Raw genomic sequence first — 26,459 nt, 5'->3', positions numbered from 1 at the left:
TTTTCCGCTCAGTCCTCGTCGTCTTCGCTAACGACGGCATACATCTCGAACTCGTCGCTCGAGATCACCTTGTCGACGGCCGGATCCGACTCGAGTCCCTCGAGTGACTCCTCGTCGTAGTGGAGTTCCTGATAGACCTCGATTTCTCGCGTGAGGTCGTACTCGGTGACGATCAGGTAGTAATCGAGGCCGTGATATGCGCCGCTGTAGTTCCCGGCCGCGAGTTCGTCCGGATCGACTTCGCCCGTCGCGGTCGTCGCACCGCTTAGCGTGTCCTCACCCTCGAGTCCATGAAGTGCGTGATCGTATCGAAACGGGTCGTAGCCGATGGCCGCGTGTGAGTAACCCTCGGCGCCGTGCTCGAGTCCGGACTCGTAGCCGCTAAACTGCTGGTCCGTGACGTGTTGTCCCGGGTTGTAGATGATCGGGGAGGCGTAGACGGTCAGCAATCCCAACACGAGGAGGGCACCGAGGCCTACCGACGCGACTGCGTTCGCACCGGGTCTCGTGATCACTCTCGAGAGGCCGCCAATCAGGTGTGCGATTCCGATGGCACCGAGAATCGTCAGGACGACGTAGATGAACCCGACCTGTCGAAAGGCCATCGTCGGCGTTCCGACGAAGTAGAGGAGGAAGATCCCGCCGAGCGGAACCAGTGCGAGCGCGAGGTACGTGACGAGAGCGGCCGCCTCGCGGTCGAGGGAGGTCCACCCGAGCCAGGTAACGAGGACGAACAAGGCGGCGATCACACCGATTACCGCCGCGTCGAGGAACATCGTGACGAACAGTTCCTGGATGCTTCCGCCGATTTCGGCGAGCGACGCGCCGCGCTGGTCGACCTCCGTACCGGCGCCGACGTCCGCCGAGACGACCCCTTCGACGAGCCCGACGGCGGCGTTTCTGAACCGCTCGTTCGATATCGTCCAGACGGCAAAGAGCGTCCCCAGGACGATCGTGTGCGCGTAGGTCGTCGGCTGTTCGACCACCGGGTGATCCGAAAATCGCCAGCGAGCGAGAAACTGGATGCCCGCGACGGCGCCGACGAGGACGACAACGTTTATCATCTGCTGGGGGTGGACGACCAGGAGGGCGATCCCGGAGAGGTAGATCAGGGCGCTGTACGGCGAGAGCCCGAACGGAAGTCGTTCGATCGTCGAACGTCGCCGGAGGTACGCGACGAGCGCGAAGACGACGACCGGAACCAGAAACAACGCGTTGGAGTTCGAGTGAACGCCCATGTGGGTCGCGACGTTGTTGATCGGCAACACCATCCAGGAGACGATCGCCGCGACTCCCACGGCCGCGGGGGAGCCAGTTATTTCTCTGACCGTCAACGGGACGAAGATCAGAAACGGGACGAACAGGACGACGACCGTCAACAACAGCGCGCGCTCGACCGATATTCCGCCGAGAAGGTGAAAGGCGGTTCCGAGCGAGTGAACGCCAGGGTAGATCAGTTCGTGGGGATCCAACACCCCGTCGACGATGTCCCTCGTCCAGCCGAGGTGCGTCAACGCGTCGCCCATGCCCGAAAACCGATAGTTTCTGAGCGCGGGAAGGCTCACGATCGACGCGACCGTCGTCGACCCGAGAACGATCCCGAGCGTCTGCGATCGGCCGCGGGCGCCGACGGCCGCGACGACGGCCAACGCGAGCGCGAGCGAAAAGCAGAGCCAGACGGTCGTCGGCGTCCCGGTGTAGATCGAAGACTCGTACGACGTCGCCGGATTTGCCCGCGCGAGGAGGAGCCCCGCGGCGAGGGCGAAGAACCCGACGGCGAACGTGAGATTCGATGCCGACCGATTCACGCAACCGCACCCCAGCACTCGACAGCTCTCGTGTCCATACGCATCTCTCGAGCGGAGGATCACCGAACCCGGCGTTTGTTATAGTGGACTTATTCGACGACTCCGATCCGCAGGCTGCGCCGGACGCGCACACGAACGTCGCCCGTCTTCGCGCCGATTTACTCGAACGGTGACACCGTTTTCGGCCACTGTCAGGAACGCGGTACGACCGCCGTACACCGGCGCCGGTGCGTTCCCGGTGGACCGACGAAGACGTATCCGCGGCCTTCACGTTCGTCGCTCGATCAACGATTCTCCCCGTTTTTGTAGCGAGGTGTGATCGTCGGGATCGACGCCTACCACCATGTCATCTATCGTCATCGACGAGATCACCGCGACGGGATCGACCCTCGAGTGCGACGTTCGCCCCTCGAGAGACCTCGAGCGTTTCTTCTCCGGCGAGCCGTTCACAGTGGACTACGACCGCTCGATCGAGGACGTTCCCGAGGGCGTCCTCGCGATTCCCGTCCTCGCGAACGTCTGTCCGCTCGCCTGGGCCAACGGCGCGGACGTCTACGTCGAGGAGGTCGACGGAACGTTCGCACGCGCGTTAGAGAACGTCAAGGCCTCGTTGCTCGCCATGCACGAGTTCCTCGAGGGCGGAACCCTGTACGCACGCGAGACGATCGATGCCGGAGTCGAGGGTAACAGTATCGACAGCGACGATGGCGACGGCGACAGCGCCCTGCTTTTTACCGGCGGCGTCGACTCCACCTGTTCGTACGTCCGCCACCGCGAGGAGTCCCCGACGCTCGTGAGCATCCGCGGCTGGACGATCACGACCGATCGGGCCGACGACGAAAAGTGGGACGACCTGCGAGAGCGCGTCTCGACGTTCGCCGACGAGCGCGGCCTCGAGACGGCGTTCCTCGAGTCGAATGCGCTTTCGGCGATCGACCATCCGATGGTACTCGCACACTACAAACGGTTCGTCGACGGTGCGTGGTACAGCTCAGTCGGCCACGGGCTCGGGTTGCTGGGTCTCTGTGCCCCGATGGCGCACGCGCGCGGAATTTCGGACCTGTACGTCGCCGCGACCCACTGGGACGGCGTCGACCTCGAGTGGGGCTCCCGCCCCGATATCGACGACTACGTGCGCTGGAGCGGAACCCGGTGTCACCACGACGCCTACGACCTCACCAGACAGGAACGCCTCGACGTCATCGCCGACTACGTCGAGACCGACGCGCCCACGCTCGAACTCCAGACCTGTAACGTCCGGATGGACGGCAACTGCGGCGACTGCGAGAAGTGTTATCGGACCGCCGTCGGGCTCCGATTGTCGGGACTCGAGCCGACGGCCCACGGCTACCCGTTCTCCGAGGCCGAGTACGATCGAATTCGGCGCGCACTCGAGGGCGGCGAGTGGGAACTCGGCGAGGACGAGCGGTACATGTGGGCGGATATTCGGGACCGCGTTCGCGAGACGACGCCCGATTCGCCCGCCGAACGGGCCTTTTTCGAGTGGCTCGACGGCGTCGACCTCGAGGGCCTCGTCTCGCGAGCGCAGTCGCCGTTGTCCGATCGGATCTTACGCGCGGGCGCGAGAAACGTTCCGGCCGGCCTCTACAACGCGGCGTATCCGGCGGTGAAGTCGGCACGGACGGGGCTCGATCGAGCGCGGTCGCCGCGGTGAGTTCGCGGGTACACGCTTTCGATTCGCCGAGGCGGATCGCTACTCGCCGTCGGTTTCGTCCCGTACGCCGACTTCGATCGGACGGACGTCGTCGGGCTCGTCCTCGCTGCCGACCGGGATCTTTGTCCGCAACTCCGAGGCGAACGACTGCACCTGATCGATCAGCGTCTGGACTTCTTCTTCGAACTCCTCGACCGACCGTTCGACGTAGTGGACCCGGCGGGAGGGGATCCGGCGGACGATGTCGTGTCCCTCGTCGTCCTCGTCGGTCTTGACGATCCAGTGGTCCTGGAAGTACGCCACGTGCTCGTTCGGAACCGTTTTCCGAACTGTCCCCTCGTCCGGTTCGTCGTACACGATCGTCGCCTCGCCGATGTCGCGTTCGAGTTCGAGGTCGTCGTCGACCATGGAACAACGGAGGAACGCGTCGCGGGTAGCTTCGATGCTTGCGAAAACGCTGTTTCCCGTGTCGCGTGCAATCGGTCCGCGCCGTCACAGGTTCGCGAAACGACTTATACGAATCACTCCATGTATCCGAGACCCTTCAGCCGGCTCTCGACGTCGGCGAAATCGTCGTCGACGTCTTCGTCTTCGTCGCGCCTCGAGACGTCGCTTCGCTCGACTTTCGTACGGGAGGGCTTCGCGTCGGCCCGAAACGCATCGAAGAGGACGCGGCCGTCGGCGTTCTCGGGAACCGGCTGGCCGATTCCGTGGAGTAGCGTGGGGGCGACGTCGACGACGCGAGCGCCGCGGAGGGCCGCGCCGGCGTCGATCGTCGGGCCGTGACAGAGGATGATCCCCTGTTTTCGATGGCTCGCGGCGTACGTTCCGGTGTCGCCGAACGGTTCGTCCGTGATCGCGTTCCGACACTCGTAGCCGTCGACGCCGTTGACGACGAGGTCGGGAGAGGCGTCGTCCGTCGGGAACAGTTCGTCGCCGTCTTCGACCGTGAGCAACCGGTTGCCGTCCTCGTCGGTGATCGATTCGAAGATATCGACGAGGTCGTCTTTGACCGCCGGGACGTCCACCGGCGAGACGATGCCGTTCTCGAATCGATCACTGTCGTTGATATAACAGTTCCCGGCGCCGTGGACGAACGCCCGCGTCCGATCGTAATCGACGTCGTAGAGGGCGTGATCGCCGGGTATCTGCTCGGCAACCGAGTCGACGAGCCCCCGCGGTAACGTCGAGACGAGCACTTCCTCGGAGATTCCCACCCGCTCTAAGACGTTCGTGATGCGATCGCGCGAGATGCCGAGGCTCGCGAGCGCCCCCCTGGTTCCCTCGTCCTCGCGTCTGAACAGGTAGCCTTCCCGCTCGAGTACGTGATTGAGGTAAATGAGTTCGTGAATCGGCCCGAAGCCATGGTCCGAGACGACGTAGAGGTCCGCGTCGTGGCGTTCGGTGTACGCCATCACCTCGCCGAGGAGATCGTCTAGCTGGCGGTAGTGCGTGAGGAGCCGATCCAGATCCCAGGTGAGGTGTTGGAATCTGTCGGGTGCGGTGTAGACGAAGAAAAACAGCCGCCAGTCCTCGCTGGCGCGTTCCATCTGAATGCGCATCACCTCACGGCGGTTCGCGAGCATCTCGTCGACGGCCTCCTCGAAGGCGTCGAGTCGGCCGGCGTACTCTGGGTAGTCGAGACTGATCCGGTAATCGGGAACGCGCGACTCGATCTCTTCGCCGACGTCAGGAGGATAGGTAAACTCGCGCTCGGTCGAAGGCGTCATCATCCCGGTGACCATCGTGCCGTCGATCTCGCGGACGGGGTAGGTCATCGGGACGTTACCGACGTGTGCCGGCGAGAGCTGATCCCAGAGCGTCGGCTGTTTCAGATCGCGACTCGTGTACATTTCGTGGCTGTACTCCGAGGAGAGATTCTGGAAGCCGTAGATGCCGTGTTTGTCCGGCCAGACGCCGGTTGCGATCGACGGCCAAGCAAGCGGCGTCGTCGGGGGACTGGTGCTCACGAGCGGGCCGGACGCCCCCTCCTCACGCAATCGTTCGAAGTTGGGGAGTTCGCCCCGATCTGTCCACTGTTCGAGAAGGCTCCACGGGACGCCGTCGAGTCCGAGCACGAACGCTCGCTCGGACGTCGGAGTAGATGCACTCATGATTGTACTGAGAACGCCTGCTGTGGTGGACGTGGCCGGATGTCGGCTTTGTTATAGAGACTGTTCACACCGCTTGCGGACCCGGACCAACCCTGTTCGGTCTGCTTACCGTTGGCGGCCCCGACTGTTCGTGAATTCTGGAACTCGCCTACGACGATAGGACGGCTCGGCAGATCTCCGGGTGGCTCGAGCCGAGATCCGGAACCGAGTCGGCGTCGTGGGGAGTATCTCCCTCGCTCGAGGCGGCCGACAGCGGGCGATTGGTCGGAAAAGGGGAGTAATAACAAAACCGTCCGATCGGTTGCCCTACGGATATGACCGCACGCCGTGGTGGGTTCGATGGGTAGCGTCGTCATCTCACTCGATGCCGAACTCGGCTGGGGATTTCACGACCTGGAAACCCCACCGGGCCGTCGCGTCGAGGCTGGCCGACGCGGCTGGTCGACGATGCTCGAACTGTTCGAGACGTACGAGATTCCCGCGACCTGGGCGGTGGTTGGCCACCTCATGCTCGAGTCGTGTGACGGCCGACACGCGGATCATGCGGCCCCAGAGGGGTGGTTCGAGCGTGAACGGACGACGTGGCGCGATCGTGAGGATCTCCGTTTTTGTCCCGACCTCGTGGGCGACCTCCTCGAGTCCGACGTCGACCACGAGTTCGCCAGCCACTCGTTTTCGCACGTCCTCTTCGATCGGCCGGAGACCGACGCCGATATCGCCGCCGCCGAACTCGAGCGAAGCGTCGAAGTAGCCGCCGGCTGGGGACTCTCGGTCGACTCGTTCGTCTATCCGCGAAACGGCGTCGGCCATCGGGACGTACTGGCCGAGTACGGCGTGCGTGCTTACCGTGGCCGATCGCCGACGGGCGACGGCGTGCGAGGGCTGTTCGACTCGGCGATCCGCGATCGATCGATGCTGGTCGATCCGACGATCGACGAGTATGGGCTCGTCAACGTTCCGGCATCGTTGTTCCTGTTCGGATTCGAGGGGCCGGCACGAACCGTCGCCGAATCGATCTGGCGAGACCCCATGGTCGTTCAGGCGCGTCGCGGTATCGACGAGGCGGTACGGCGCGACGGGGTCTTCCACATGTGGCTTCACCCCAACAACCTCGTCAGCGAGCGAGACGACCGTCGGATGCGGGCGATCCTCGAGTATCTCGATCAGCGGCGGTCGGACACCGATCTTCGCGTCGAGACGATCGAACGCGTCGCCCAGCGGACCGTCGATGGAAGCAGGGACGGCGGACGCGACACCGACTGCGATGCGATTCCGGTCGCACGGACCGGCGTTAGCAAGCCGGCCGAATAACCGGGCTCACCGCTGTCTTTATCCGTGTCGATCCGATCATAGCCGACACTACCGTCCGCACCGTCGATCCGTCTTCGCCCCGACGCCGCGTCACCGAACGGGAACGTGACGGCCGCGGACGACCACACCCTATGAGCCGCCCGAAATACTTCCTCGAGGAGGACGAGTTCGCGACCGGATCCGATCTCGATGCGCTCGATTCCGAGCCGTTCGACGCCAGCGTAGTCGACTCTCTGGGCAGTTACGATTCCCACGATCACATCGCGCTCGTCTACGAGAGCCGAGACGAACAGTTTGCGACCGTGATCCCCTTCATCCAGCGCGGACTCGAACGGGGAGAGCGGTGCGTGTACATCGCCGACGAGAACGATACCGAATCCATCCTGACTGCGTTACAGGATGCAGGCGTCGACGTGAACCGCGCCCTCGAGAGCGGCGCGCTTACGACGTACACCGCCCAGGAGACGTACCTCCGTCACGGCGAGTTCGATCCCGTCGAGATGGTCGACTTTCTCTCCGATGCGATCGACGAGGCCAACGAGGCTTACGCCGGCTTCCGAATCACCGGCGAGATGACGTGGGTTCTCGGCGACGATCCGCCACTCGAGGCGCTCATCGAGTACGAACATCGGGTGAACGACCTCCTTTCGGACTCGAATGGGATCGCGCTCTGTCAGTACGCTCGCGACCGGTTTCCGCCCGAGACGATCCGAGACGTCGTCAAGACTCACCCGTATCTCGTCTACGGGGAGACGCTCTGTCGAAACTTCTACTACACGCCACCGGAGGAGTTTTTCGGCCCGGACCGACCGGATCGCGAGATCGATCGGATGATCGGGACGTTAGTGGATCGATCGCGGGCACGTACCGAACTGCGAGAACACCACGAGCAGTTGCGTCGGCAAAACGAGATCACGGGCGACCCGAACCGGTCGTTCGAGGGGAAGCTACAGGCGATGTTCGATCTCGGGTGCGAGCGATTCGACCTCGAACTCGGTGCGTTGGCACGCCTCGATCCGGAGGCTGACCGAATCGAACTCGAGTACGTCAGCGACGATCACGATCGGTTCGTTCCCGGGGCCGAGCTTCCGCTGTCCGCACCCGAGTACGGCTCTCCGATCGGGATCGACGCCACCGGGAACGTCTCTCGACCGAGAGATGACGACGGCGCGGAACTCGTCGTCGACGACGCGTCGGGAGCTCCGACGCGTCTCGGACCGCACATCGCCGTCGACGGCGGACCGGATCGAACGCTCTGTTTCGTCGGTTCCGAGGGCGAGGAGCGATCGGTTTCGGCGGACGAACGGACGTTCCGTCGGCTGATGGGACAGTGGCTGAAACACCACCTCGAGCAGGATCTCCGGGTCGAACACGAGCGGACGCTGTACGAGATCGTCGCCGATCCGGACCGGTCGTTCGAGGAGAAATTGACGGAGATGTTCGAGCTCGGATGCGAGCGCTTCGATCTCGAGTGTGGCGCGCTGGCGAAACTCGATCCCGTGACGGATACACTCGAGATCGAGGCGACGAGCGACGATCACGAGCACCTGATTCCGGGGACCGAGATCCCGATCTCGGAGACGTACTGTCGGCTGTGTACCGACGGCGAAACGACCGCGGAGGTGACCGATCCGATCGCGGACGGCTTCGAAAACAGCCTCGCCTACCGGGAGTTCGGTATCGAAACCTACCTCGGAACGCGGATCGAACTCGAGAACGCCCCGGACCGGACGGTCTTTTTCGTCTCCTCGGAGCGAGCGGATCGCGAGTTCTCCGACGCCGAACGGACGTTCCACCAGCTGATGGCCCAGTGGGTCGGATACGAACTCGAGCAAACCGCACGGAAACGAGCGCTCGAGGAGTCAAACGAGCGCTTAGAACAGTTCGCCTACGCCGCGTCCCACGACCTCCAGGAGCCGCTTCGAATGGTGACGAGCTACCTGTCGCTCCTCGAGAGCCGAAACGGCGACGCCCTCGACACCGACGGCGAGGAGTTCCTCGGATTCGCGGTCGATGGTGCCGAGCGGATGCGCGAGATGATCGACGGGCTCCTCGAGTACTCGCGGGTCGAAACCCAGGGAGATCCGTTCGAGCCCGCGGAACTCGAGTGTCTCCTCGAGGACGTGCTTGCGGATCTTCAGATACGAATCGAGGAAACCGACGCGACGATTACGACCGGGACACTGCCCCACGTCTCCGGCGATCCGAGCCAGCTTCGACAGGTGTTCCAGAACCTCCTCGACAACGCGATCACGTACTCCGGCGACGACCCGCCCCGAATTCACGTCGACGCCGAGCGCCGGGGTCGAAGCTATGTCGTCTCGGTCAGAGACGAAGGGATCGGTATCGACCCGAGCCAACAGGACCGGGTGTTTTCGGTCTTCGATCGACTGCACGGCCGCGAGGAGTACGAGGGAATGGGCGTCGGACTCGCGCTCTGTCAACGCATCGTCGAACGCCACGGCGGGGAGATCTGGGTCGAGTCGACGCCCGGTTCGGGTTCGACGTTCTCGTTTACGCTCCCGCTCGCGGAGGGTCCCCACACCACGGCGTCGAACTGACTGGAACCGTTCTCGACGTCGGATGGATTCCGTCAGGCGGTGTATTTTCGTCTTACCGTCGTCGAAATCGACTGTCAGCACCGTTGATCGGAACGGTCACGAATCCGAAAGACGGTCGATTTCGACGGCAGATCGGTGTACGATCTCGAATACAGTGACGACGGCGCTGTACGGCGATGATAACAAAGCCCGACGCCACCCCGTCTCCGACAGATGAATACGGCACTTCTCTCACGGCTGACGGAGTCGGATTCGCTCGCCGTGGGCGTACTCGGGGTTGGAAACATCGGAACGGTCCATCTGAAATCGGCGCTGGCGATGCCCGCCGTGGATGTCCGCGCGGTCGCGGACGCTCGTTCGGAGAACCGATCCCGAGCGAAACGAGCCGGCGTCTCGCGAACGTACGACGATTACGCCACGCTCCTCGAGTCGGAGGATCTCGATGCCGTGATCGTCGCGCTTCCACCGTTTCTCCACGCTGATGCCGTCGAACAGGCCGCCGCGGCCGGCGTCGACGTCTTCGTCGAGAAGCCACTGGCCCGCTCGAGCGAGGAAGCAGACCGGATGCTCGAGGCGGCGACAGACGCGGGGATCGCCGTTGGCGTCGATCACACGCTTCGCTATCAGCCCGACGTGGTCGGCGTCAAGGAGGCCTACGAGGACGGTCGCGTCGGTCACGTTCCGTACGCGTCGATCACGCGACTCAACGACGGCGCACTCGGTCGGCCGCCGGCGACGGACGCCCCGCCGGAGTGGCCACTCGACGCCAACGCCGCCGGAGGTGGCTCGTTGCTCGAACTCGGGATTCACTGTTTCGACGTCCTGGAGTGGCTGTTCGGCGATCTCGAGGTCGAGAGCGCGGCGATCGGCGGGACCCTCGAGTTGCCCGTCGAGGACGCCGCGACGGTGCTCCTCCGGGCGCCGGAGACCGAGACGACGATCACGCTTCACTGTGGCTCCTACCAGTGGGAACAGCTTCCCGAGGTCAACACGCGACTCCGTCTCGAGGGCGTGACGGGGACGATCGACAACGAGGAGTTCCTCCCGGAGAACTTCTATGCGAGTGCCGCCAAATCCGCGATCGAGAACGTCGCTGGCCGGCTGACCGGCGACGAGCCGGACGTCTTCGGTCCGACGTTTTACCTCCGTGCACACTACGACGCCCTGGCCGCGTTCTTCGAGGCCGTTCGGGCCGGCGAACGACCACCCGTCGACGGCCGCGACGGCAAACGGACGCTCGAACTCGCCGAAGCCGCCTACGAGTGTGCGAAACGGGCCGATTCCGACGATCTCGAGGCGACGGAGGTGACGCTATGAGTGAGAGCCACGGTCGCGTCCGCGTGGCCGCCGTCGACGCCGGCGACCGAACCGGTAGCTGGATTCCCGACGTCGACGCACGGATGGCGACGTTCGAGTCGTCGCTCTCGGCGGTTCTCGAACCGTCGATCGGATCGCTCGAGGACGCCGAACGGATCGCCGTCGTTCCCGACGTCCACTACCCCTTTCACCCATCGACCGGCATGGTGACCGATCCGGCGCTCGTCGGGGCGCTCGTCGCCCGCCTCGAGCGTCTCGAGGACGCCGAAATCGACGTGGTCGGGGCGAGCGACGGCATCGACGCCGAGCGGACGGCCGCCTACCTCGGCTACGCCGACGTCCTCGAACGGTTCGACGCGAGATTCCTCGGGGTCGACGACGAGACGAGTCGAACCAGAATCGTTCGAGCCGTCGGTAATCGGGCGGTTCCGTTCGAGGTTCCCAGCCGCCTCCTCGAGAGTGCGGTTGTCGTCGTCCCGACGCTCAGGCCGTCCGAGTCTGGGGTGATAGCTGGCGGCATGCGGACGCTCGCAGCACTCGGAAACGAGACCGACGATTCGGATGGGAGGGCGGTCGCGGCGACGAAGGTCCTCGAACCGGCGCTTTCGATCCTCGACGCGACGACGGCCTACGGCGGGACGCCGCACGCGGCGAACGCGATCTTCGCCGGGTCCGTCGCGTCGACCGACGCCGTCGCCGCTTCGCTTCTGGGTCGGTCGATCGATGACGAACCGGCGCTCTCGCACGCGCTCGAGGACGGGGTGACGATCGACGTCGAGCGCGTCGGGCCGGGAGCGGGAGACCTCGACGTCGACTCGATCGGCGATCGGCTTTCCGGCGGGGAGTTGCCCGCGACGGGGGAGATGCACCCCGCCGTGACCGCGGCCTACCGGCTGTACGCGGCGGCCGGGCGCGACGCCGTCCCGCCACAACTCGAGGGGGTCGAACGTGGCGACTGACACCGCGGCGGTCACCGGCGCGACGGGGTTTCTCGGGACTCACCTCTGTGAACGACTGCTCGAGGAGGGATGGAACGTCCGGGGGCTCAGCCGTCCGACCTCGGACCGAAACGGTCTCGAGGGGATCGACTGGTACGTCGGCGACGTGGGAGACGACGAGACGCTTCGCGCGCTCGTCGACGGGGCCGACGCCGTCTTCCACCTGGCTGGTGTCGGACTCTGGAGTGCCGGCCCGGAGACCGTCGAGCGGGTCAACCGAGACGGCACGGCGACGCTGTTGTCGGCCTGTCGCGATTCCGAGGTCGGTCGGCTGGTCTTCACCAGCACCGCAGGCACCCGCCGGACGAACGGGACGAAGCGCTTCGCCGACGAAACGGACGTCGCCGAGCCGATCGGCGCCTACCAGTCCTCGAAGGCCGCGGCCGAGCGACTGGTCGATCGGTACGCCGAGGACGACGGCGACGCCGTCACCGTCCACCCGACCTCGATTTTCGGCCCCGGCGACGACTCCTTTACCGTCCAGTTGCTCGCGATGGGCCTCGAGCCGACGATGCCCGCGTACCTTCCGGGCGGGCTGAGCGTCGTCGGCGTCTCGGACGTCGTCGACGGCATGCTTTCGGCCTACGCCGCCGGCACGCGCGGGGACCACTACATTCTGGGCGGCGAGAACCTCACGTACGACCGGGCGGCAGAACGAATCGCCGACCACGCCGACGGCTCACCCGCTCGCGTCCCCGTGCCGTCGACGGCGATCCACGCCGCCGGTCCCGTCGCCGAAGCCGTCGACGCCGTCGCCGACAGGCGAGTGTTTCCCTTCGACCGGCGGATGGCCCGCCTCGCGACCAGCGAACTCTTCTACAGTTCGCGGAAAGCCCACGAGGAGCTTGGCTACGAGTACGAGCCCCTCGAGGCGCACCTGCCGGAGACGGTGGCGTGGTACCGGGAGGAAAACGGGTAAAGTGGCTCGAGGTACACGATTGAGATGTATGCGACGCCTCATCGAAGTGCCCTATCACCTCGGGATCACGAAAATCGAAGGTTTTCACCCGGTCTTGAGGTACTCGGCGTGTTCCGCTTGTGGAACCGAACACTTGCGCTCCTGAGTTCACTTGTGCTCGTCATCGCGGACGTTGCGTCCCCGCCGGATCCGGTCGCGCTCTTGCGCTACGCTGTACCGTTTCTGGTCGGCACAGTCGCCCTCCCGGTTCCCCACCCCTACGGTGGCGTACTCGAGTCCGTCCGAAACGAGTCGTAGTCTCGACCCGAGAGCGGACTTGTCGAACCGCCAGTCCGTTTGTCGTTGTGTTGCTCCGTTTCAGTTTTGCTTCCTGTCTTCGACCTCGTATCCCTCTCAGCAAGCAGCAGGTGCCTCTGTAACGAGAACGGCCCTGTTCGAGTGGCTCGACATGCAGGTAACGGCGACTCAACTGCGCTTTATGAACGCCCTCGTCATTCCGCCCCGGCGGTGGGTTCGGACGTATACGACGTGAAGATCTCCTGTAACGAGGCACGTTCGGTTTCGAAGTGACGGGGAGTCACGCCGAGCCGATCGAGGTGATTGAGAACCTCCAACCGTGCGTCGCCGTCACACTGAATCCGGAGTTCCCGACCGTCGACGCGGATGTTATCGACTGCGTCGAGCTTCTGGAGGGAATCGACATCGCTGGGAACGCGGTCGACCGACACCCGAAGGCAGGTGGTGGCTCCCATCGTCGAGCGAAGCGAGTCGATCGAGTCGGTCGCCAGGAGCGCCCCTTCGTGAAGGATCCCAACCCGGTCACAGACCGACTCGACCTGGGAGAGCCGGTGACTCGAGAAGAAGACGGTCGTCCCGCGGTCGACCTCCTCCCTGACGAGCTCCTGCATCAGCGCCACGCCGTTCGGGTCTAATCCCGTCGACGGCTCGTCGAGGATGAGCAGGTCCGGATCGCCGGCGGAGGCCATCGCGAGCAACAGCCGCTGTGTCATGCCGCGCGAGTAGCCGGTAGCTGCCCGGTCGGCGTCCTCGAGCAGACCGAACCGCTCGAGCCGGGCGTCGACGTCCGCTTCGACGCCCCGGGACTCGATCTCGAACTCGAGATGGTCCCGCCCGGTCCAGCCCGACATCAGCTCACAACCGTCGGGGACCACGCCGGTACGCTGGCGAATCGCCTTCCCGTCCTCCGCGGGATCCATCCCGAACATCGACGCTGTGCCCGAACTCGGGCGGACGAACCCGAGGAGAATATCGATCGTCGTCGACTTCCCCGAACCGTTCGGCCCCAGGAAGCCGAAGGCTTCGCCCTCCTGAACCGAGAGGTCGAGGGAATCGACCGCGAGCGTCCGGCCGTACCGCTTCGTCAACGAATCGGTCTCGATGACGTTCATTACTCGAGTAGTTGACTCGGAAACATATTACTCTGTTGTACGTTCGGGTGGGCTCAACTCTGTGATCCGTATCGACGGGTGAGCCGGCGTGTACTGCGATACTCTCCCGCCGTTCGGTGCTATTGTGGTTTATTCCGGGAGAACAATACGTGCTCCGTTCCGAAACGAAGCGTGCCCATCGACAGTGTAGTGAACCGATAGCGCAGATCGTGGACGATTGGATAATGGGGCCCCCTTCCCACGGCTGCCCGTTGACCTTGTCCGCCCCCTTTCGTCCCAGCACCCGTGAATTAATAACTATTAATAGCCATAGATTTCAAGGCACCAATAAATGTAGAATATATTAACATAGTTCAGTGATTCTACTAGGAGACTACTTCTCTAACCCATGCCGGCAATAATGTATACTGTAATACATTTTATTGTGTGTGGTGATTTCCACTTATAGATACCGAAACTAATATTAGTTGGTCTATTGACATCAAAATGTGTCCGGACGTGATCCGGACACGATCCGAGGTGCTACAATGACAGACGAAACGCCACACTCCGGCGAGCAGCGATCGAGGAACAGTAGACGAAACATTCTCCGACTCGGCGGCGTCGCCGCCGCTTCCCTGGTCGGTGCCTCAACGGCAGGTGTCGTCTCAGCACAGGATGACGACGGTCCCGACACGGACTTCGATCCTGATGACGAGAAGGCGGCGCTCGACTTCTTACTCGAGATGTTTGAGATCCAGTCGGAGCGATCAGAGGAAGAAGCCTGTTTGTGCACGGAGGAGTATTGGCACGAGCTCACGACCGAACAAAACCATGCAGTAGCAGATCAGTTCGAGGATAATCTCGAATGGACGGTCAACCGAAAGCCGAAGACCACGGCGCAAGCCCAAATTGCCTCGAACACCTGGATCCCAGGAGACGAGGATGTAGTGGCTGAAGGAGAATTATTTGGCGAGTATCACGTCTACGACCACATCCAGGAGGTAACATGGGATTACAACGGAGATGACTACAGAAATCCCAACCAGGAACACGAATACGAGTGCTACGGCCTTGCCTGTTCTTTCAAGGGAATAACGACCAAGGAGATAACCCCACGAACAACGTACTTCGACGCAGAGCTCGCAGCCGAATACGCATTTGATCCACCCAGTAACTTCGAAAGGCGAGTCGAAGCCGTTATCGAGTCGAGAGCGCACAGAGAGGGAGGTTTCGAAGTATTAGAAGAAGATGCCCCTGCCTGAGTACGGGGCTTCTCGACCGAATAGTTAGATAAACAGAATCACAGTGTTTTATTATCTGATTGGACCCTTCTTGATGTGAACGCATTGACAATCCGATCATACACAACGGTCAGGAATAGTCGATATTGGGTATATTGTCTCTTACTGTTTGGGCTTGGAATCACCGCAACCGCCGGGGGCCCAATTAGTCCGTACCTCTACGACGCGAGCGATATCGGGGGCGAGTTGTTCGTACTCGCGACGTTCCAGTGGTTCGTTGCCGTTATCGGTGCCTTTGCCGCTGTGCTCGCCGGGTACGCGACGGTCGTCGGCGACCGGACCAGTGGACGGATTCGGCTGTTGTTGAAACTGCCGTACACTCGCCGGGAGTATCTCGCTGGGAGATTTCTCGGCGAAGCCCTCGCCCTCGCGCTGTTTACCGCTCTTGCCATCGTCGCCGGCGTGGCCGTCTCGACGATGCTCTACGGCCGGCCGCCACTGGTTCCAGTTGTGGCGTTTCTGGTGCTCTCGGTCGGGTATCTTCTCGTCTGGCTCTCGTTTGCGACCGCCGTCTCCATGGTCGTCCGGACCGGTCGCCGAGCGCTTACCGTCGTCGTTTCAGCTGTGCTATTAGCGATCCTCTGGACAAGTTTGGTAAACGGGCTCCTTCGCGTGGTTCCCGGCATGAACTCACCGGCGCTACACTTTTTCGCCCATCGGTTGGCTCCTCACGACGCGTATTTCACCGTGACGAACTGGGCCATGGGGCTGCCGAACGCGCATAATACTGCCGGTTCCGTAATAAGGTACTTTGAATCGGACGCTATCGTTCTTCTCAGCTCGAGGCATATCGTTCCGGAGGTGATCGAGGGACCGATTCCGTGGTACCTCTCGGAGTGGGTCTCGCTGCTGGTGTTGGTCCTGTGGGGCCTCCTGCCGGTGGGGATCGCCTACTGGCGGTTCTCGAGAGCGGACCTCGATCCCGGCCCGGCCGCAGGAATTTCTCGGCTCGCCGGTCGGAGCGATCAGTCTAACCGCGGACGAACTCTGACACGACGGCTGCTCGCGGATAGCAGTCTTCCCGATCGCATTGCAACCCAGCTTTCGTTTGTGATCCGCCAGGGGCTGGTGAAACTCCGCAGACCGGCCTACTGGACGTACGGACTGGTGATCGCGTTATTCGCCCTCGAGCGCCTCGTCGGTGCTGTCTTCCTGATTCCGGAGAATCCACCGCCGGAGTACGCGCTGTTGGTCATCCAGCCGGTGGTAGCGTACCTCGGGGGTATCGCCGCCGTCTTCGCCGGCTACGCTCTGGTCACCAGCGATCAGGCAAGTGGTCGGATTCGACTGTTGCTCAAACATCCTCGAGAGCGATGGGAGTACCTTCTCGGCAAACTCCTCGGCGAGGCGGTCGCGCTCGTGACGGTTACCACGCTGGCGCTGCTCCCGGTCGTCCTCGTATCGACAGTGCTGTACGGCACGCCACCGTTGGCCCGGACGATCGCGGTTCTGGTCGTCTCTGCGGTGTATCTCTTCGTCTGGTTGTCTATCGCGGCCGCAATCTCCGCCATCGCCAAGACCGGTCGCCGGGCGATTACGCTGGCGTTGTCGGTGTTTCTGGCCTTGCCCTTTTTTTGGGATGAACTCTACGCGGCCCTGGTGTCGACGATCACCGAAAATCCGAGTCCAGGCCCGTATTTCTTCACGGAACGACTCATGCCGCTGTACTCATACCAGGCGGCGACGAACTGGATCACGGGGCTACCTAATTCCAACAACGCCGGCAGCAGCGTGCTTGAGAAATTAACTACCGACGACCCCATGCCGACCGTGACACTCTTTCCGGAGGTGTTCGACGGCAATGTCCCGTGGTATCTCTCGGAGTGGCTTTCGGTGCCCTTGCTCGTCCTGTGGGGAGTCGTGCCGATCGCAATCGCCTGTTGGCGGTTCGAACGAACCGATCTCACATGACGTCTGACCACACTGACGTTGACGAAGTCCCTCACGTGCGCGTAGCAGCTACAACGCGAGAATTCAGTGATGGTTCACGTGCCGGGAACGAAAAGAGCTCGTACCGATCAATAGTTCTTGTAAATTTACTACTTTGAGTAATATATCGTGTGTTGCTATTTGGAAACACATCAGAAGATCTGGATTGGTAGGGATGAATAGTCAGCTTTGCGTTCCAAACGTTCCAAATCTTTCCAAATATCTTGTGATGAAAAACAACCATCGTAGCCACTGAAAGTCAATACACACCTGATCGCACGATTACTGTGCGATCAGTGCGTAAGTCGTTCCAGTTGTTACTAGAGGGCCGTTTGGCGAGTCGAACACTCACAGACAGCTATGTGAGTGCAACCGTGTCGGCTCGTTGTGAGCAATCAGAAAGGCGGCGTCGGAAAGTGACTTATCGAAGTGTCTCAGCGCTCCGATATCACGAAAATCAAAGATTTTCGCACGAGCCTGAGGTACTCGGCCCGTTCCGCCTACAGGCCATCCGTGATTCACCGGTACCGGCTGACAGCAGACCGTCTCAGACGACTCGCTCGTACACCTCGAGCATCCGCGTCGCCGTTCGGTCGATGCTCACCTCGCGAGCGGCGTCCCGGCCGTTCGATCGCTCGCCGCGCTCGAGGATCGTCCGGAGTCCGTCGATCAACTCCTCGTCGTCGTCGCTCACGCACGCGGGCGAGACGCCCTCGAGTCGCGAGCGGACGTCGCCGACGTCGGTGGAGACGATCGGGAGGTTACAGGCCAGTGCTTCCTTCGGAGCGTTCGGCGATCCCTCGCTGTCGGAGGTCATCAACAGCGCGTCGGCGGCGTTCATGTAGTCCGGAATCGTTTCGTGATCGACGTCGGAGACCGTCCGGAGCCTGACCGGCCGGTCGACCAGTCCGTTGACCGCGTTGACGACCCGGCGAGCGCGGGGGTAGTTCTTCACCGTTCGCTTTGGCGTGTACGGAAACAGCACCTGGTACTCGTCGTGGTCCCAGCCGACCGCTTCGCGGGCGGCTCGCTTCGGGCCCGGCTGGAACTTCTCGAGGTCGACGCCGTCCGGAACGACCGTACACTCGCGTCCGAGATACTGGCGCATCTCCTCGGACATGACGATTACCTCGTCACAGATCGGTGCGCAGGCGCGGCTGAGCGGCTCGATCGGCCCGTAGAGGTCCGATCCCCACAGCGAGAGCACGACCGGCTTACGAAGCTGTGCGAGGCCCATCGGCGCCGTCAGCCCGTAGTGGGCGTGGATCAGGTCGTAGCCGTTCGTCGACTCCCGGAGGACCGACGGGAAGAATCGAAGGTAGTCGATCGGCCCCCTCGAGTGGCCCGCGCGGCCGTCGCCGGAGACCGAAAGCGTCGAAAACGAGACGCCGCGGCGCTCTAAGATTCGCATCTGCTCGTTCATGAACGGCGCGTCGTCGTTCGTCGTCAGCGCGAGCACGTGCATCCGGTTCGAGGAGTGAAACCGCCCGACGACGCTTCGTTATCCGTCCCCTTTTCCGACAGGATAGTTCGTTCGAACTGGTCGACTGGCGCCCGCGTTTCTCGTTCGTTTGTACGTGTACGATTACAAAGCACGCGCGGCGGGAATCCACCCTCGATGCGGATTCTCGTCTTCGCTAACACGCCCGCGCACGTTCACCTCTACCGCCACGCGGTCGAACGCCTCGAGGACGCCGGCCACGACGTCCTCGTCCTGACCAGGGAGTACGCCTGTACGACCGACCTACTCGAGTTCTACGGGATGGCCTACCGGCGCTACGGCCGACACGAGACGACGGCGCCGTCGAAGCCACAACTGGCCCGCGAACTCGGCGAGCAAGCCGCCCGGATCGTCGGCGAGAGCCTTCGATTTCGACCGGACGTCGTCTTCGGGCGGGGCCCCTACGCCGCCCTCGCCGGGACGGTGACGCGGACGCCGACCGTGCTGGTACTCGACGACGAACCCGGCGATTTCAACCACACCGTCTCTCGCCCCTTCGCAACGTGCATCCTCTCGCCGGAAGTCACTCGCCGCGACCTCGGTGACGACCACTACACCTTCGACGGCTTCAAGGAGTGTGCGTATCTCCACCCCGACGTCTTCGAACCGGACGGAGCCGTCCGGGAGTATCTCGGAGTCGGCCCCGACGAGCCGTACGCGTTGGTTCGATTCAACGGCCTCGACGCGCTCCACGACGCCGGACTCGAGGGCTTTACGCGCGAGCAACGCCGTGACCTGCTCGAGCGCCTGAGCGAGCGCGCGACCGTCTTCGTCTCGGACGAGGGCGGCGAGATGAACCTCCGTGAGCACCCCGCTCGCGAGTACGGCCTCCATCCGGCGTTGATCCACGACGCGATGGCCGAGGCGTCGTTACTGGTCGCCGACACCGGGACGATGGTCAACGAGGCCGCCTTACTGGGGACGCCCGCGCTCCGATATCGGGGAACCGACGACCACGAGTACGGCGAGTTCCGCGAACTCGAGCGCGTCGGTCTCGCCGAACAGTTCGACGAGTACGAGGCAATCCGCGAGCGCTCGCTCGAGTTGCTCGAGGACGAAAACGCGACCGACCACTGGGGGCGCCGACGCCGGGAGTACGTCGGCGGCCTGGCGAACCTGACCGACGTGCTCGTCGACGTTGCGGAAGCCGGCGGCTCGCTCGAGCGCGTGACGCCGACGACGCGGCGAGCGTTGCACGCGAAATTATCGGCTTCGGGGACGAACCCGGAATCGTCGCCCTCCGACTGATGGTCTGTGGATCGACGATCTCGAGAGGCCCATCGACTGACGGCCAGCAGACCGACGACGACCCTGGTCGGCGCGGCCGCTATCGGTGTCTCGGATCGAGTTCGTCTCGAGCCCGACCGAGCGCCGTCCTCCTGGCACCGACCGCGGAGAGGTAGCCGACGCCGACGGTCGATTTGAGCGCCTTCGCTCCGCGGCCGGTGAACACCGCGGGGCCGACCTGCGCGACGGCGTCGTCGCCGATGCTGACGAGCCAGCCCGGCGAGTGAAAGCTGAACGGCTCCATTCGGGGCTCGCCGCCGTCGTTCTCGTCACGGGCCGCCTCGACGACGCGGGCGACGTTGGTTGCAGTCGTTCGCGCCTGACGGACGGCCGCCTGCGCGCTCGCCGGTACCGGCTCGCCGTCGGCGTCGACGACCGTCGCGGCGTCGCCCAGCGCGAACGTCCGATCGTCGAGTCGGAGGTCCTCTCGCACGGTCGGGCGCTCCCCCTCGAACGCGCTCGGGCCTCGAATGCCGCCGGTCCAGACGAACTGATCGTACGGAACCGCCTCCCCGCTCTCGAGGTGGACGGCGCGCTCGTCGGCCTCTCGAACCGTCGCGTCGTTCCGAATCTCGACACCGGCATCCTCGAGCGCGTCGGCGACGGCTCGCTGGAAGTTCGCGGGAAACGACGGTGCGACGGTGGGGAACTGCTCTACGATCGTGACCGTCGCGTCGGCACGACGTTCGCGGGCGAGCGCGGCCAGTTCGCCGGCGACCTGGACGCCCGAGAGCCCCGCGCCACCGACGACGATCCGCGGGTCGTCCGCCGCGAGGACCCCGAGTGCTCGCTTGCGGATCCGAAACGCGTGGGAGAGGCGTTTCAGCGGCGTCGCGTGCTCGCGGACCCCCTCGAGGCCGTAGAAGGCAGTCCGTGCGCCAAGACAGATCGCCGCGACGTCGTACTCGAGTCTCCCTTTCGAAAGGGAGACGATCCGCTCGTCTCGATCGATCCCCTCGACCCGGCCGACGCGGACGGTCGCGCGCTCGAGAACGTCGGGGAGGGAGACCGTGATCTCCTCGGCGAGTTCGGGGCGACGGACGACGCGGTGGAGTTCGTGTTGAACCAGATGATCCGGCGACCGATCGACGAGCGTGAGTTCGACGTCTTCCGGAAGTTCGCGCTCGAGCGAGCGGGTGAGGGTGACTCCCGCGTACCCCGCGCCGAGGACGACGACGTGCATACGACGGGGTACGGACTCGAGGTGTATAGCGATTGATGTGCCCGGGCGACCCTTTTTGTTTCGGACCCTCCTCTCGGTCTCATGGAGTATACGACACTCGGTGACACGGGACTGGAAGTGAGCCGGATCTGTCTGGGCTGTATGAGTTTCGGCTCGACGGAGTGGAACGACTGGGTGCTCGAGGACGAGGGGAGCCGTGAGATCATCGAGCACGCGATCGACGCGGGAATCAACTTCTTCGACACGGCGAACGTCTACTCGAACGGCGAATCGGAGCGCATCCTCGGCGACGTCCTCGATGACTACGATCGCGATCGAATGGTCGTCGCGACGAAGACCCACCCACAGCGGTCGCCGGGTCCGTATCCGCCCGAGGACGGCGGAGGCGGTCTCTCTCGAAAGGCGATCGAACAGGACCTCGAGGGGAGCCTCGAGCGGCTGGGAATGGAGACGATCGACCTGTACCAGACCCACCGGTGGGATTACGACACCCCGATCGAGGAGACCCTCCGCGCGCTCGACGACGCCGTCAGGCAAGGATCGGTCAGATACGTCGGGACGTCGTCGATGTGGACCCACCAGTTCGCCAACGCCCTCCACGCGAGCGAACGGCTCGGCCTCGAGCGGTTCGTCTCGATGCAAAATCACTACAATCTCGTCTATCGGGAGGAAGAACGCGAGATGCTTCCGCTCTGTGCCGACGGGGGCGTCGGCGTCATCCCCTGGAGCCCGCTCGCGGGCGGCTATCTCACTCGTCCCCACGAGGAACTGACCGCGACGGCTCGCGGCGAATCGATGACCGAATCGGAGATGCTCTCCGAGTTCGTCACGACGTACCGAGCCAACGGCGGCGAGCGGATCAACGAGCGCGTCGAAGAACTCGCATCCGAGCGCGGCGTCACGATGGCACAGATCGCCCTCGCGTGGCTCCTCCACCAGGACCACGTGGACGCACCCATCGTCGGGACGACCAGCGTCGACCACCTCGAGGACGCGATCGAAGCGCTCGAGATCGACCTCTCCGACAGCGATCTCGCGTATCTCGAGGAACCCTACGAGCCGGTCGAGATCCGAGGGCACGTCTGAAATGGATCGCTGTCCCGATACGACCGCGATTCGTCCTGGGATCGGCCGACACTGACCGACAGCGAGGCGTCTCACTCCGCGAGGATGTCCTCGAACAGTTTCGACTGTGCGGCCCGCAGGTGTTGGGTGAACGTCGCCCGCGAGATGTCGAGCATCTCCGCGAGTTCGCCGGTGTTGTGCTCGCGCGGGCGCTCGAAGTAGCCGGCGTCGGCCGCCAGCTCGAGCACCTGACGCTGGCGTTCGGTCAGACGCTCGAGTCCACGCTCGCCGCGCCCGTGCCGACCCGTCGGATCGGACCAGACCGTGGTCACGGTCGTATCGTCGAACGCCTCCTCGAGGCGACCGACGGTGTCCCGGATCGACTCCGCTGCCGGAATTTCGGCCGAGATTCGCGTCCGGCCGTCGACGGCGACCGTCCGTTCGAATCGGCTTCCGGATTCCACGAGTATCGCCTCCGGTACCGGCGTTTGCACCACGAAACCGAACCGTGTGGTGCCGTCGGTTCCGTACGTCTCGACCGACCGTACCGAGCCCGTCATCTCCCCCGCGTCGACGACCGCCTGGCTGGACGCACCCGATACCGATGCCAGATAGAGCACCTCGTCGTCGTTGCGCGGAATCACGGTCGTCACGTCGACGGTCGTTCCCTCCGGAAGGGCCCCGGAGAGTGCAGAAAGCGGTGCCGTCTCGTCCGCGATCGTGATCTCGACGTTCGTGACGGTCGAGGAGAGCAACGTTCGTCGCCACTCGGCGGCCTGGAGGGCGTAGCCGATCGTCGTCGCGTGGTCGCGGAGCAATCCGAGCGTTCGCCGGTCGAACCTGTCGTGGTCGGTATCGTAGACGGCGAGAACGCCGAACTGGACGTCGTCGTGGTCGATCGGAACCGCCGCGGCGGATCGAAACCCGCACTCGAGTGCGGCTCGTTCCCATCGCGTTACGTCCCGTTCGTGCTGTCCCGCAGTCTCGCCTCGAGCGTCGTCGCCGCCGTCGGATGAAGTGGCCTCCGGCCGAATTCGGTCGACGGCGACTGCCTCACCGCGGGCGAGTGCGTCGACGGCAGGCTCGGTTCCGGCACCCGGTTCCGTTCCGGGCTCGAGGGCGGTCTCGACGTAGGCGGTCGTCCCGGCTCTCGCCAGCGGGACGATGGTTCCGTCGCGGTCGAGAACGCCGATCCACGCACACGCGTACCGGTGTTCGTCCACGAGGTGTTCACAGACCCGCCGCCCGAGCTCGCGTCGCGACGTACTCGCGGTCACCGCGTCGAGGAGCACGTTCTTGCTCCGTCGTTCCCGCTCGAGCGCCCGCCCGGTTCGGTAGGAGACGACGACGGACTCGACTCGTCTAGCCAGGAGTGCGGGCTGGCTCGCGAGGTCGTCTTTCCTGACGTAGTCCGTGACCTGCCCGCTGATCGCCTCGCTGGCGACGGTTTCGTCGCCCTGTCCGGTGACGAGAACGAAGGGGACGTTTGGGCGCTCGCTTCGGACCTCCTCGAGCAGTTCGAGTCCGGTGCCGTCGCCGAGTTGGTAATCACAGATCAGACAGTCGGGTGAGCTCGACTCGAGGGCGATGCGTGCCTCCCGGAGCGAGGACGCCGTAGAGACGGTCAGCGTCCCGTCGCATCGCTCGAGAATACGCCGTTGGGTCCGGGCCCACGTCTCGTCGTCGTCGACGAGCAACGCCTCGACGTTCGAGAGCGGAGTCGACAGCTCCGTCACGCCACCCGATTCGGAGGGCGTCATCGTCGTCGCTCCACCTGTCCGGGAGGGGGTCGTAATCGAAAAGCGGTCGGACGACACCAGCGGTCTGGTGGCTCGTTCGACGTCGGCGTTGCGTTGCGTTGCACCGGCTGCATTGGTCTCAGCTGATCTCCGAACGTACTAAAACGTATACCACCGTGCGATGGTATCGGTGGCGTCCATTCAGTCGACACCGCGCACCTCGAACCGTGCCCCACCGTCCCGGGAGTCGACGATTTCGAGGGACCAGCCGTGGGCTTCGATGATCGTACGAACGATCGCGAGCCCGTATCCCGCGCCCGAGCCGGTACTGACGCCGAACTCGAGGAGGTGTTCGCGTCGCTCGTCCGGGACGCCCGGGCCGTCGTCTTCGACGTAGAATCCGCCGGAATCCGTTTCGGAGCGACCCGAGTCCGTACTGGAGTCGCTTCGGTCGCTCTCGCACCCGGCGTCGTCTGAGTCGATGCTCCCGACGCGAACCGTCGTCACGGCCTTGCTCGACCGCGCCGTTGGGCCGGCGACCCGATCGCCGGCTTCGGTTTGCCGGGAGGTCGCGTCGGGGTCGCCGTCCGCGACCAACTCGACGGACCCGTGTTCGACGGCGTTCTGAAAGAGGTTCTCGAACGCCTGCTGGAGCCGTCGTGGATCCGCGTTGATCGTTCGCGTCGAGTCGACGGCGAGTGTCACCCGTCCCGTGTCGACGACCTCCCACGCGGATTCGGCGACCGTTTCGAGATCGCACTCGATGGGTGACTCGACGTCGGTGCTCTCGCGGGCGAGTTCGGGAAGCGCCTCGGCGAACTCCCTGAGCCGGCGATGGACGGCGTCGAGGTCGTCGAGGGACTGTTCGAGTTCGGAGTCGGGATCGTCGACGTCCGCCCGGACGAGGTGGAGGAGGCTCTCGCCGGTCGCAAGCGGCGTCGCGAGGTCGTGGGAGACGACGCTCGCGAGTCGTTCGAGCTGTTCGTTTTTCGTCTCGAGCTTTGCGGTCTGGGTTTCGAGCACCTCGTTTTTCCGTGCGAGGGCGTCTCGCTGATTCAGCTGGACGGTGACGTCGGTCAACGAGACGATGACGCCTCGCGAGACGGACTCGAGTCCCGGATCGATGTCTCGACTGCGTGCGAGATACCGTCTCGTCGTCCCGTCGACGTCGATCGAGCACGCGTTTGCGGATCCCGAGAGCTGACGAACCGTCCCCGCCTCGAGGAGTTCGTCCGGAAGGGCCTCCGAGATCGGCGTTCCCTCGAGTGGGGCCCCGTCGCCGAGCACTGACGTGGCGCTGTCGTTGGCGTCGAGAACGCGACCGTTCGGCCCGACGACGAGGACGGGGTCGTCGAGGGTTCGAAACACCCGCTCGTGGGCGACCGGGACGAACGACGTCAGGTCCGTCCGCAGGACGACGACGGCGAACGGGATCGCGACGATCGTAAAGGCGAGTGGCGTTGGATCGAGGCCGGGAATCGACCGAATCCCGACGTGAAACGCCACGTTCACGATCCACGGTGCGAGCGCGAGGGCGATGAGCACGGCCGATTGTCGCCTGTACAGCCGGTTGTTCGTGAGTGCAGATCTCACGAGTAGCCCCGTTCCGACCGCCACGAGTGCATAGGAGTAGACGATGTTGATGGCGTGCCACGGCCCCGGCGTTATCAACAGGAAGGGACGGCCGTTGGCGTCCCCGAGTTCGATCGACGCGTAGAATAGCGAGTGATGGTGGGCGGTGAACACGAACGCGAGCGTCAACGCGGGAACGATCGAAAGGACAGCGAGTCGGCGACGCGTGAGCAACTCCCGGCGATCCGAGTACGTAAGCGAGAACACCAGCCAGGTGATCGGCGTCAACACCACGCTGACGTAGGAAAGCTGTGTGAACCGAAGTTGCCACGTCAGCGTACTCGAGAAGAGCGTTCCGACGTGGGTCGCAGACCAAAACCCCATGACGAGTACGAACAGTCCGAACGCGAATCCCGGCCGTCTCGGATCGTTCCGGACGAAAAGCCACGCCGCGACGCTCGCACAGATGATCGTCGAGAGCAAGAACGCGAACGGAACGTATCCGTACATCCGGGTCTCGTGCGCTACCTGTTGCCGATACTATACCAACCTATCGGCCGTCGAATCGCGGCTCTCTCCGTCTGTCTCCGTTTTTTCGGACCGGTGTCGGGATAATACCACCATGTACTGGTGGTTCGACTAAGCGGGTCTGGTGACTGGTCCAGTACGAAACGGACGCACGTGTCGCTCGTCGCGACCGGCCGCGACGCACTGTGCGGACATCTCGCGACAGATATGAGCCAACTAGCGAACCGACAACCCCCGTGGGGGGTACGGCGGGTGGTATC

At 63.8% G+C, this 26,459-nt stretch carries 19 protein-coding genes; 11 read left to right on the top strand and 8 right to left on the bottom strand.

What is annotated here, in order from left to right; all coding sequences use genetic code 11:
• Positions 1-8: 8 nt before the first annotated feature.
• On the bottom strand, positions 9-1,808 hold the full coding sequence (locus tag AB7C87_RS10850) for a hypothetical protein (RefSeq protein WP_369729473.1): 1,800 nt from the start codon (positions 1,806-1,808) through the stop codon (positions 9-11).
• Between the two features lie 343 nt (positions 1,809-2,151).
• Here AB7C87_RS10850 and AB7C87_RS10845 point away from each other — a divergent pair, with 343 nt between their 5' ends.
• On the top strand, positions 2,152-3,483 hold the full coding sequence (locus tag AB7C87_RS10845) for a hypothetical protein (RefSeq protein ID WP_369729472.1): 1,332 nt from the start codon (positions 2,152-2,154) through the stop codon (positions 3,481-3,483).
• Between the two features lie 39 nt (positions 3,484-3,522).
• Here the strand turns inward: AB7C87_RS10845 and AB7C87_RS10840 are convergent, their stop codons facing one another.
• Both AB7C87_RS10840 and AB7C87_RS10835 read right to left on the bottom strand, forming a co-directional pair.
• Positions 3,523-3,891, bottom strand: coding sequence for a hypothetical protein (locus tag AB7C87_RS10840; protein WP_369729471.1), 369 nt, complete (start codon positions 3,889-3,891; stop codon positions 3,523-3,525).
• 113 nt (positions 3,892-4,004) lie between these two features.
• Positions 4,005-5,597 (bottom strand): alkaline phosphatase family protein, encoded by a 1,593-nt coding sequence (locus AB7C87_RS10835; RefSeq protein ID WP_369729470.1) that lies wholly within the window; start codon positions 5,595-5,597, stop codon positions 4,005-4,007.
• Between the two features lie 339 nt (positions 5,598-5,936).
• On the opposite strand from AB7C87_RS10835, the gene AB7C87_RS10830 reads away from it, so the two are divergent.
• From AB7C87_RS10830 to AB7C87_RS10805, 6 genes are all read left to right on the top strand, one after another.
• The gene (locus AB7C87_RS10830; RefSeq protein WP_369729468.1) at positions 5,937-6,908 is read left to right on the top strand and encodes a polysaccharide deacetylase family protein; all 972 of its coding nucleotides are present in this window, start codon (positions 5,937-5,939) and stop codon (positions 6,906-6,908) included.
• Between the two features lie 131 nt (positions 6,909-7,039).
• Positions 7,040-9,469 (top strand): MEDS domain-containing protein, encoded by a 2,430-nt coding sequence (locus tag AB7C87_RS10825; protein WP_369729467.1) that lies wholly within the window; start codon positions 7,040-7,042, stop codon positions 9,467-9,469.
• A gap of 213 nt (positions 9,470-9,682) precedes the next feature.
• Positions 9,683-10,786, top strand: coding sequence for a Gfo/Idh/MocA family protein (locus AB7C87_RS10820; RefSeq protein ID WP_369729466.1), 1,104 nt, complete (start codon positions 9,683-9,685; stop codon positions 10,784-10,786).
• Positions 10,783-11,745, top strand: a complete 963-nt coding sequence (locus AB7C87_RS10815) for a DUF362 domain-containing protein (protein ID WP_369729465.1) — start codon at positions 10,783-10,785, stop codon at positions 11,743-11,745. The genes AB7C87_RS10820 and AB7C87_RS10815 overlap by 4 nt, the downstream gene beginning before the upstream one ends.
• Positions 11,735-12,703 (top strand): NAD-dependent epimerase/dehydratase family protein, encoded by a 969-nt coding sequence (locus tag AB7C87_RS10810; protein WP_369729464.1) that lies wholly within the window; start codon positions 11,735-11,737, stop codon positions 12,701-12,703. Before AB7C87_RS10815 ends, AB7C87_RS10810 begins: the two co-directional genes overlap by 11 nt.
• Before the next feature lie 117 nt (positions 12,704-12,820).
• Positions 12,821-13,000: a hypothetical protein gene (locus AB7C87_RS10805; RefSeq protein WP_369729463.1), complete on the top strand. Its 180-nt coding sequence runs from the start codon at positions 12,821-12,823 to the stop codon at positions 12,998-13,000.
• Between the two features lie 194 nt (positions 13,001-13,194).
• Here the strand turns inward: AB7C87_RS10805 and AB7C87_RS10800 are convergent, their stop codons facing one another.
• Entirely contained in the window at positions 13,195-14,112 is a 918-nt protein-coding gene (locus AB7C87_RS10800; RefSeq protein ID WP_369729462.1) for an ABC transporter ATP-binding protein, read from the bottom strand.
• 527 nt (positions 14,113-14,639) lie between these two features.
• On the opposite strand from AB7C87_RS10800, the gene AB7C87_RS10795 reads away from it, so the two are divergent.
• Both AB7C87_RS10795 and AB7C87_RS10790 read left to right on the top strand, forming a co-directional pair.
• Entirely contained in the window at positions 14,640-15,356 is a 717-nt protein-coding gene (locus tag AB7C87_RS10795) for a hypothetical protein (RefSeq protein ID WP_369729461.1), read from the top strand.
• Between the two features lie 75 nt (positions 15,357-15,431).
• Positions 15,432-17,306, top strand: coding sequence for an ABC transporter permease subunit (locus AB7C87_RS10790; protein ID WP_369729460.1), 1,875 nt, complete (start codon positions 15,432-15,434; stop codon positions 17,304-17,306).
• A 565-nt stretch (positions 17,307-17,871) separates the two neighbouring features.
• Here AB7C87_RS10790 and AB7C87_RS10785 read toward each other — a convergent pair.
• Entirely contained in the window at positions 17,872-18,789 is a 918-nt protein-coding gene (locus AB7C87_RS10785; protein ID WP_369729458.1) for a glycosyltransferase family 4 protein, read from the bottom strand.
• Positions 18,790-18,942: 153 nt separating this feature from the next.
• Here AB7C87_RS10785 and AB7C87_RS10780 point away from each other — a divergent pair, with 153 nt between their 5' ends.
• Positions 18,943-20,073, top strand: coding sequence for a DUF354 domain-containing protein (locus AB7C87_RS10780; RefSeq protein ID WP_369729457.1), 1,131 nt, complete (start codon positions 18,943-18,945; stop codon positions 20,071-20,073).
• Positions 20,074-20,152: 79 nt separating this feature from the next.
• Here AB7C87_RS10780 and AB7C87_RS10775 read toward each other — a convergent pair whose 3' ends face one another.
• On the bottom strand, positions 20,153-21,295 hold the full coding sequence (locus AB7C87_RS10775; RefSeq protein WP_369729456.1) for an NAD(P)/FAD-dependent oxidoreductase: 1,143 nt from the start codon (positions 21,293-21,295) through the stop codon (positions 20,153-20,155).
• Between the two features lie 81 nt (positions 21,296-21,376).
• Between AB7C87_RS10775 and AB7C87_RS10770 the strand changes: the two genes are divergently transcribed.
• Entirely contained in the window at positions 21,377-22,381 is a 1,005-nt protein-coding gene (locus tag AB7C87_RS10770) for an aldo/keto reductase (RefSeq protein ID WP_369729455.1), read from the top strand.
• A gap of 71 nt (positions 22,382-22,452) precedes the next feature.
• On the opposite strand, the gene AB7C87_RS10765 is transcribed toward AB7C87_RS10770, so the two are convergent.
• Together AB7C87_RS10765 and AB7C87_RS10760 are read right to left on the bottom strand one after the other, a co-directional pair.
• Positions 22,453-24,120: a bacterio-opsin activator domain-containing protein gene (locus AB7C87_RS10765; protein WP_369729454.1), complete on the bottom strand. Its 1,668-nt coding sequence runs from the start codon at positions 24,118-24,120 to the stop codon at positions 22,453-22,455.
• A gap of 180 nt (positions 24,121-24,300) precedes the next feature.
• Positions 24,301-26,181: a sensor histidine kinase gene (locus AB7C87_RS10760; RefSeq protein WP_369729452.1), complete on the bottom strand. Its 1,881-nt coding sequence runs from the start codon at positions 26,179-26,181 to the stop codon at positions 24,301-24,303.
• Between the last annotated feature and the right edge of the window lie 278 nt (positions 26,182-26,459).

The sequence above is a fragment of the Natrarchaeobius versutus genome (assembly GCF_041205745.1).
In the GTDB taxonomy this organism is placed as follows: Archaea; Halobacteriota; Halobacteria; order Halobacteriales; family Natrialbaceae; genus Natrarchaeobius; species Natrarchaeobius versutus.
This window is presented reverse-complemented; position numbering and strand designations above follow the sequence as displayed.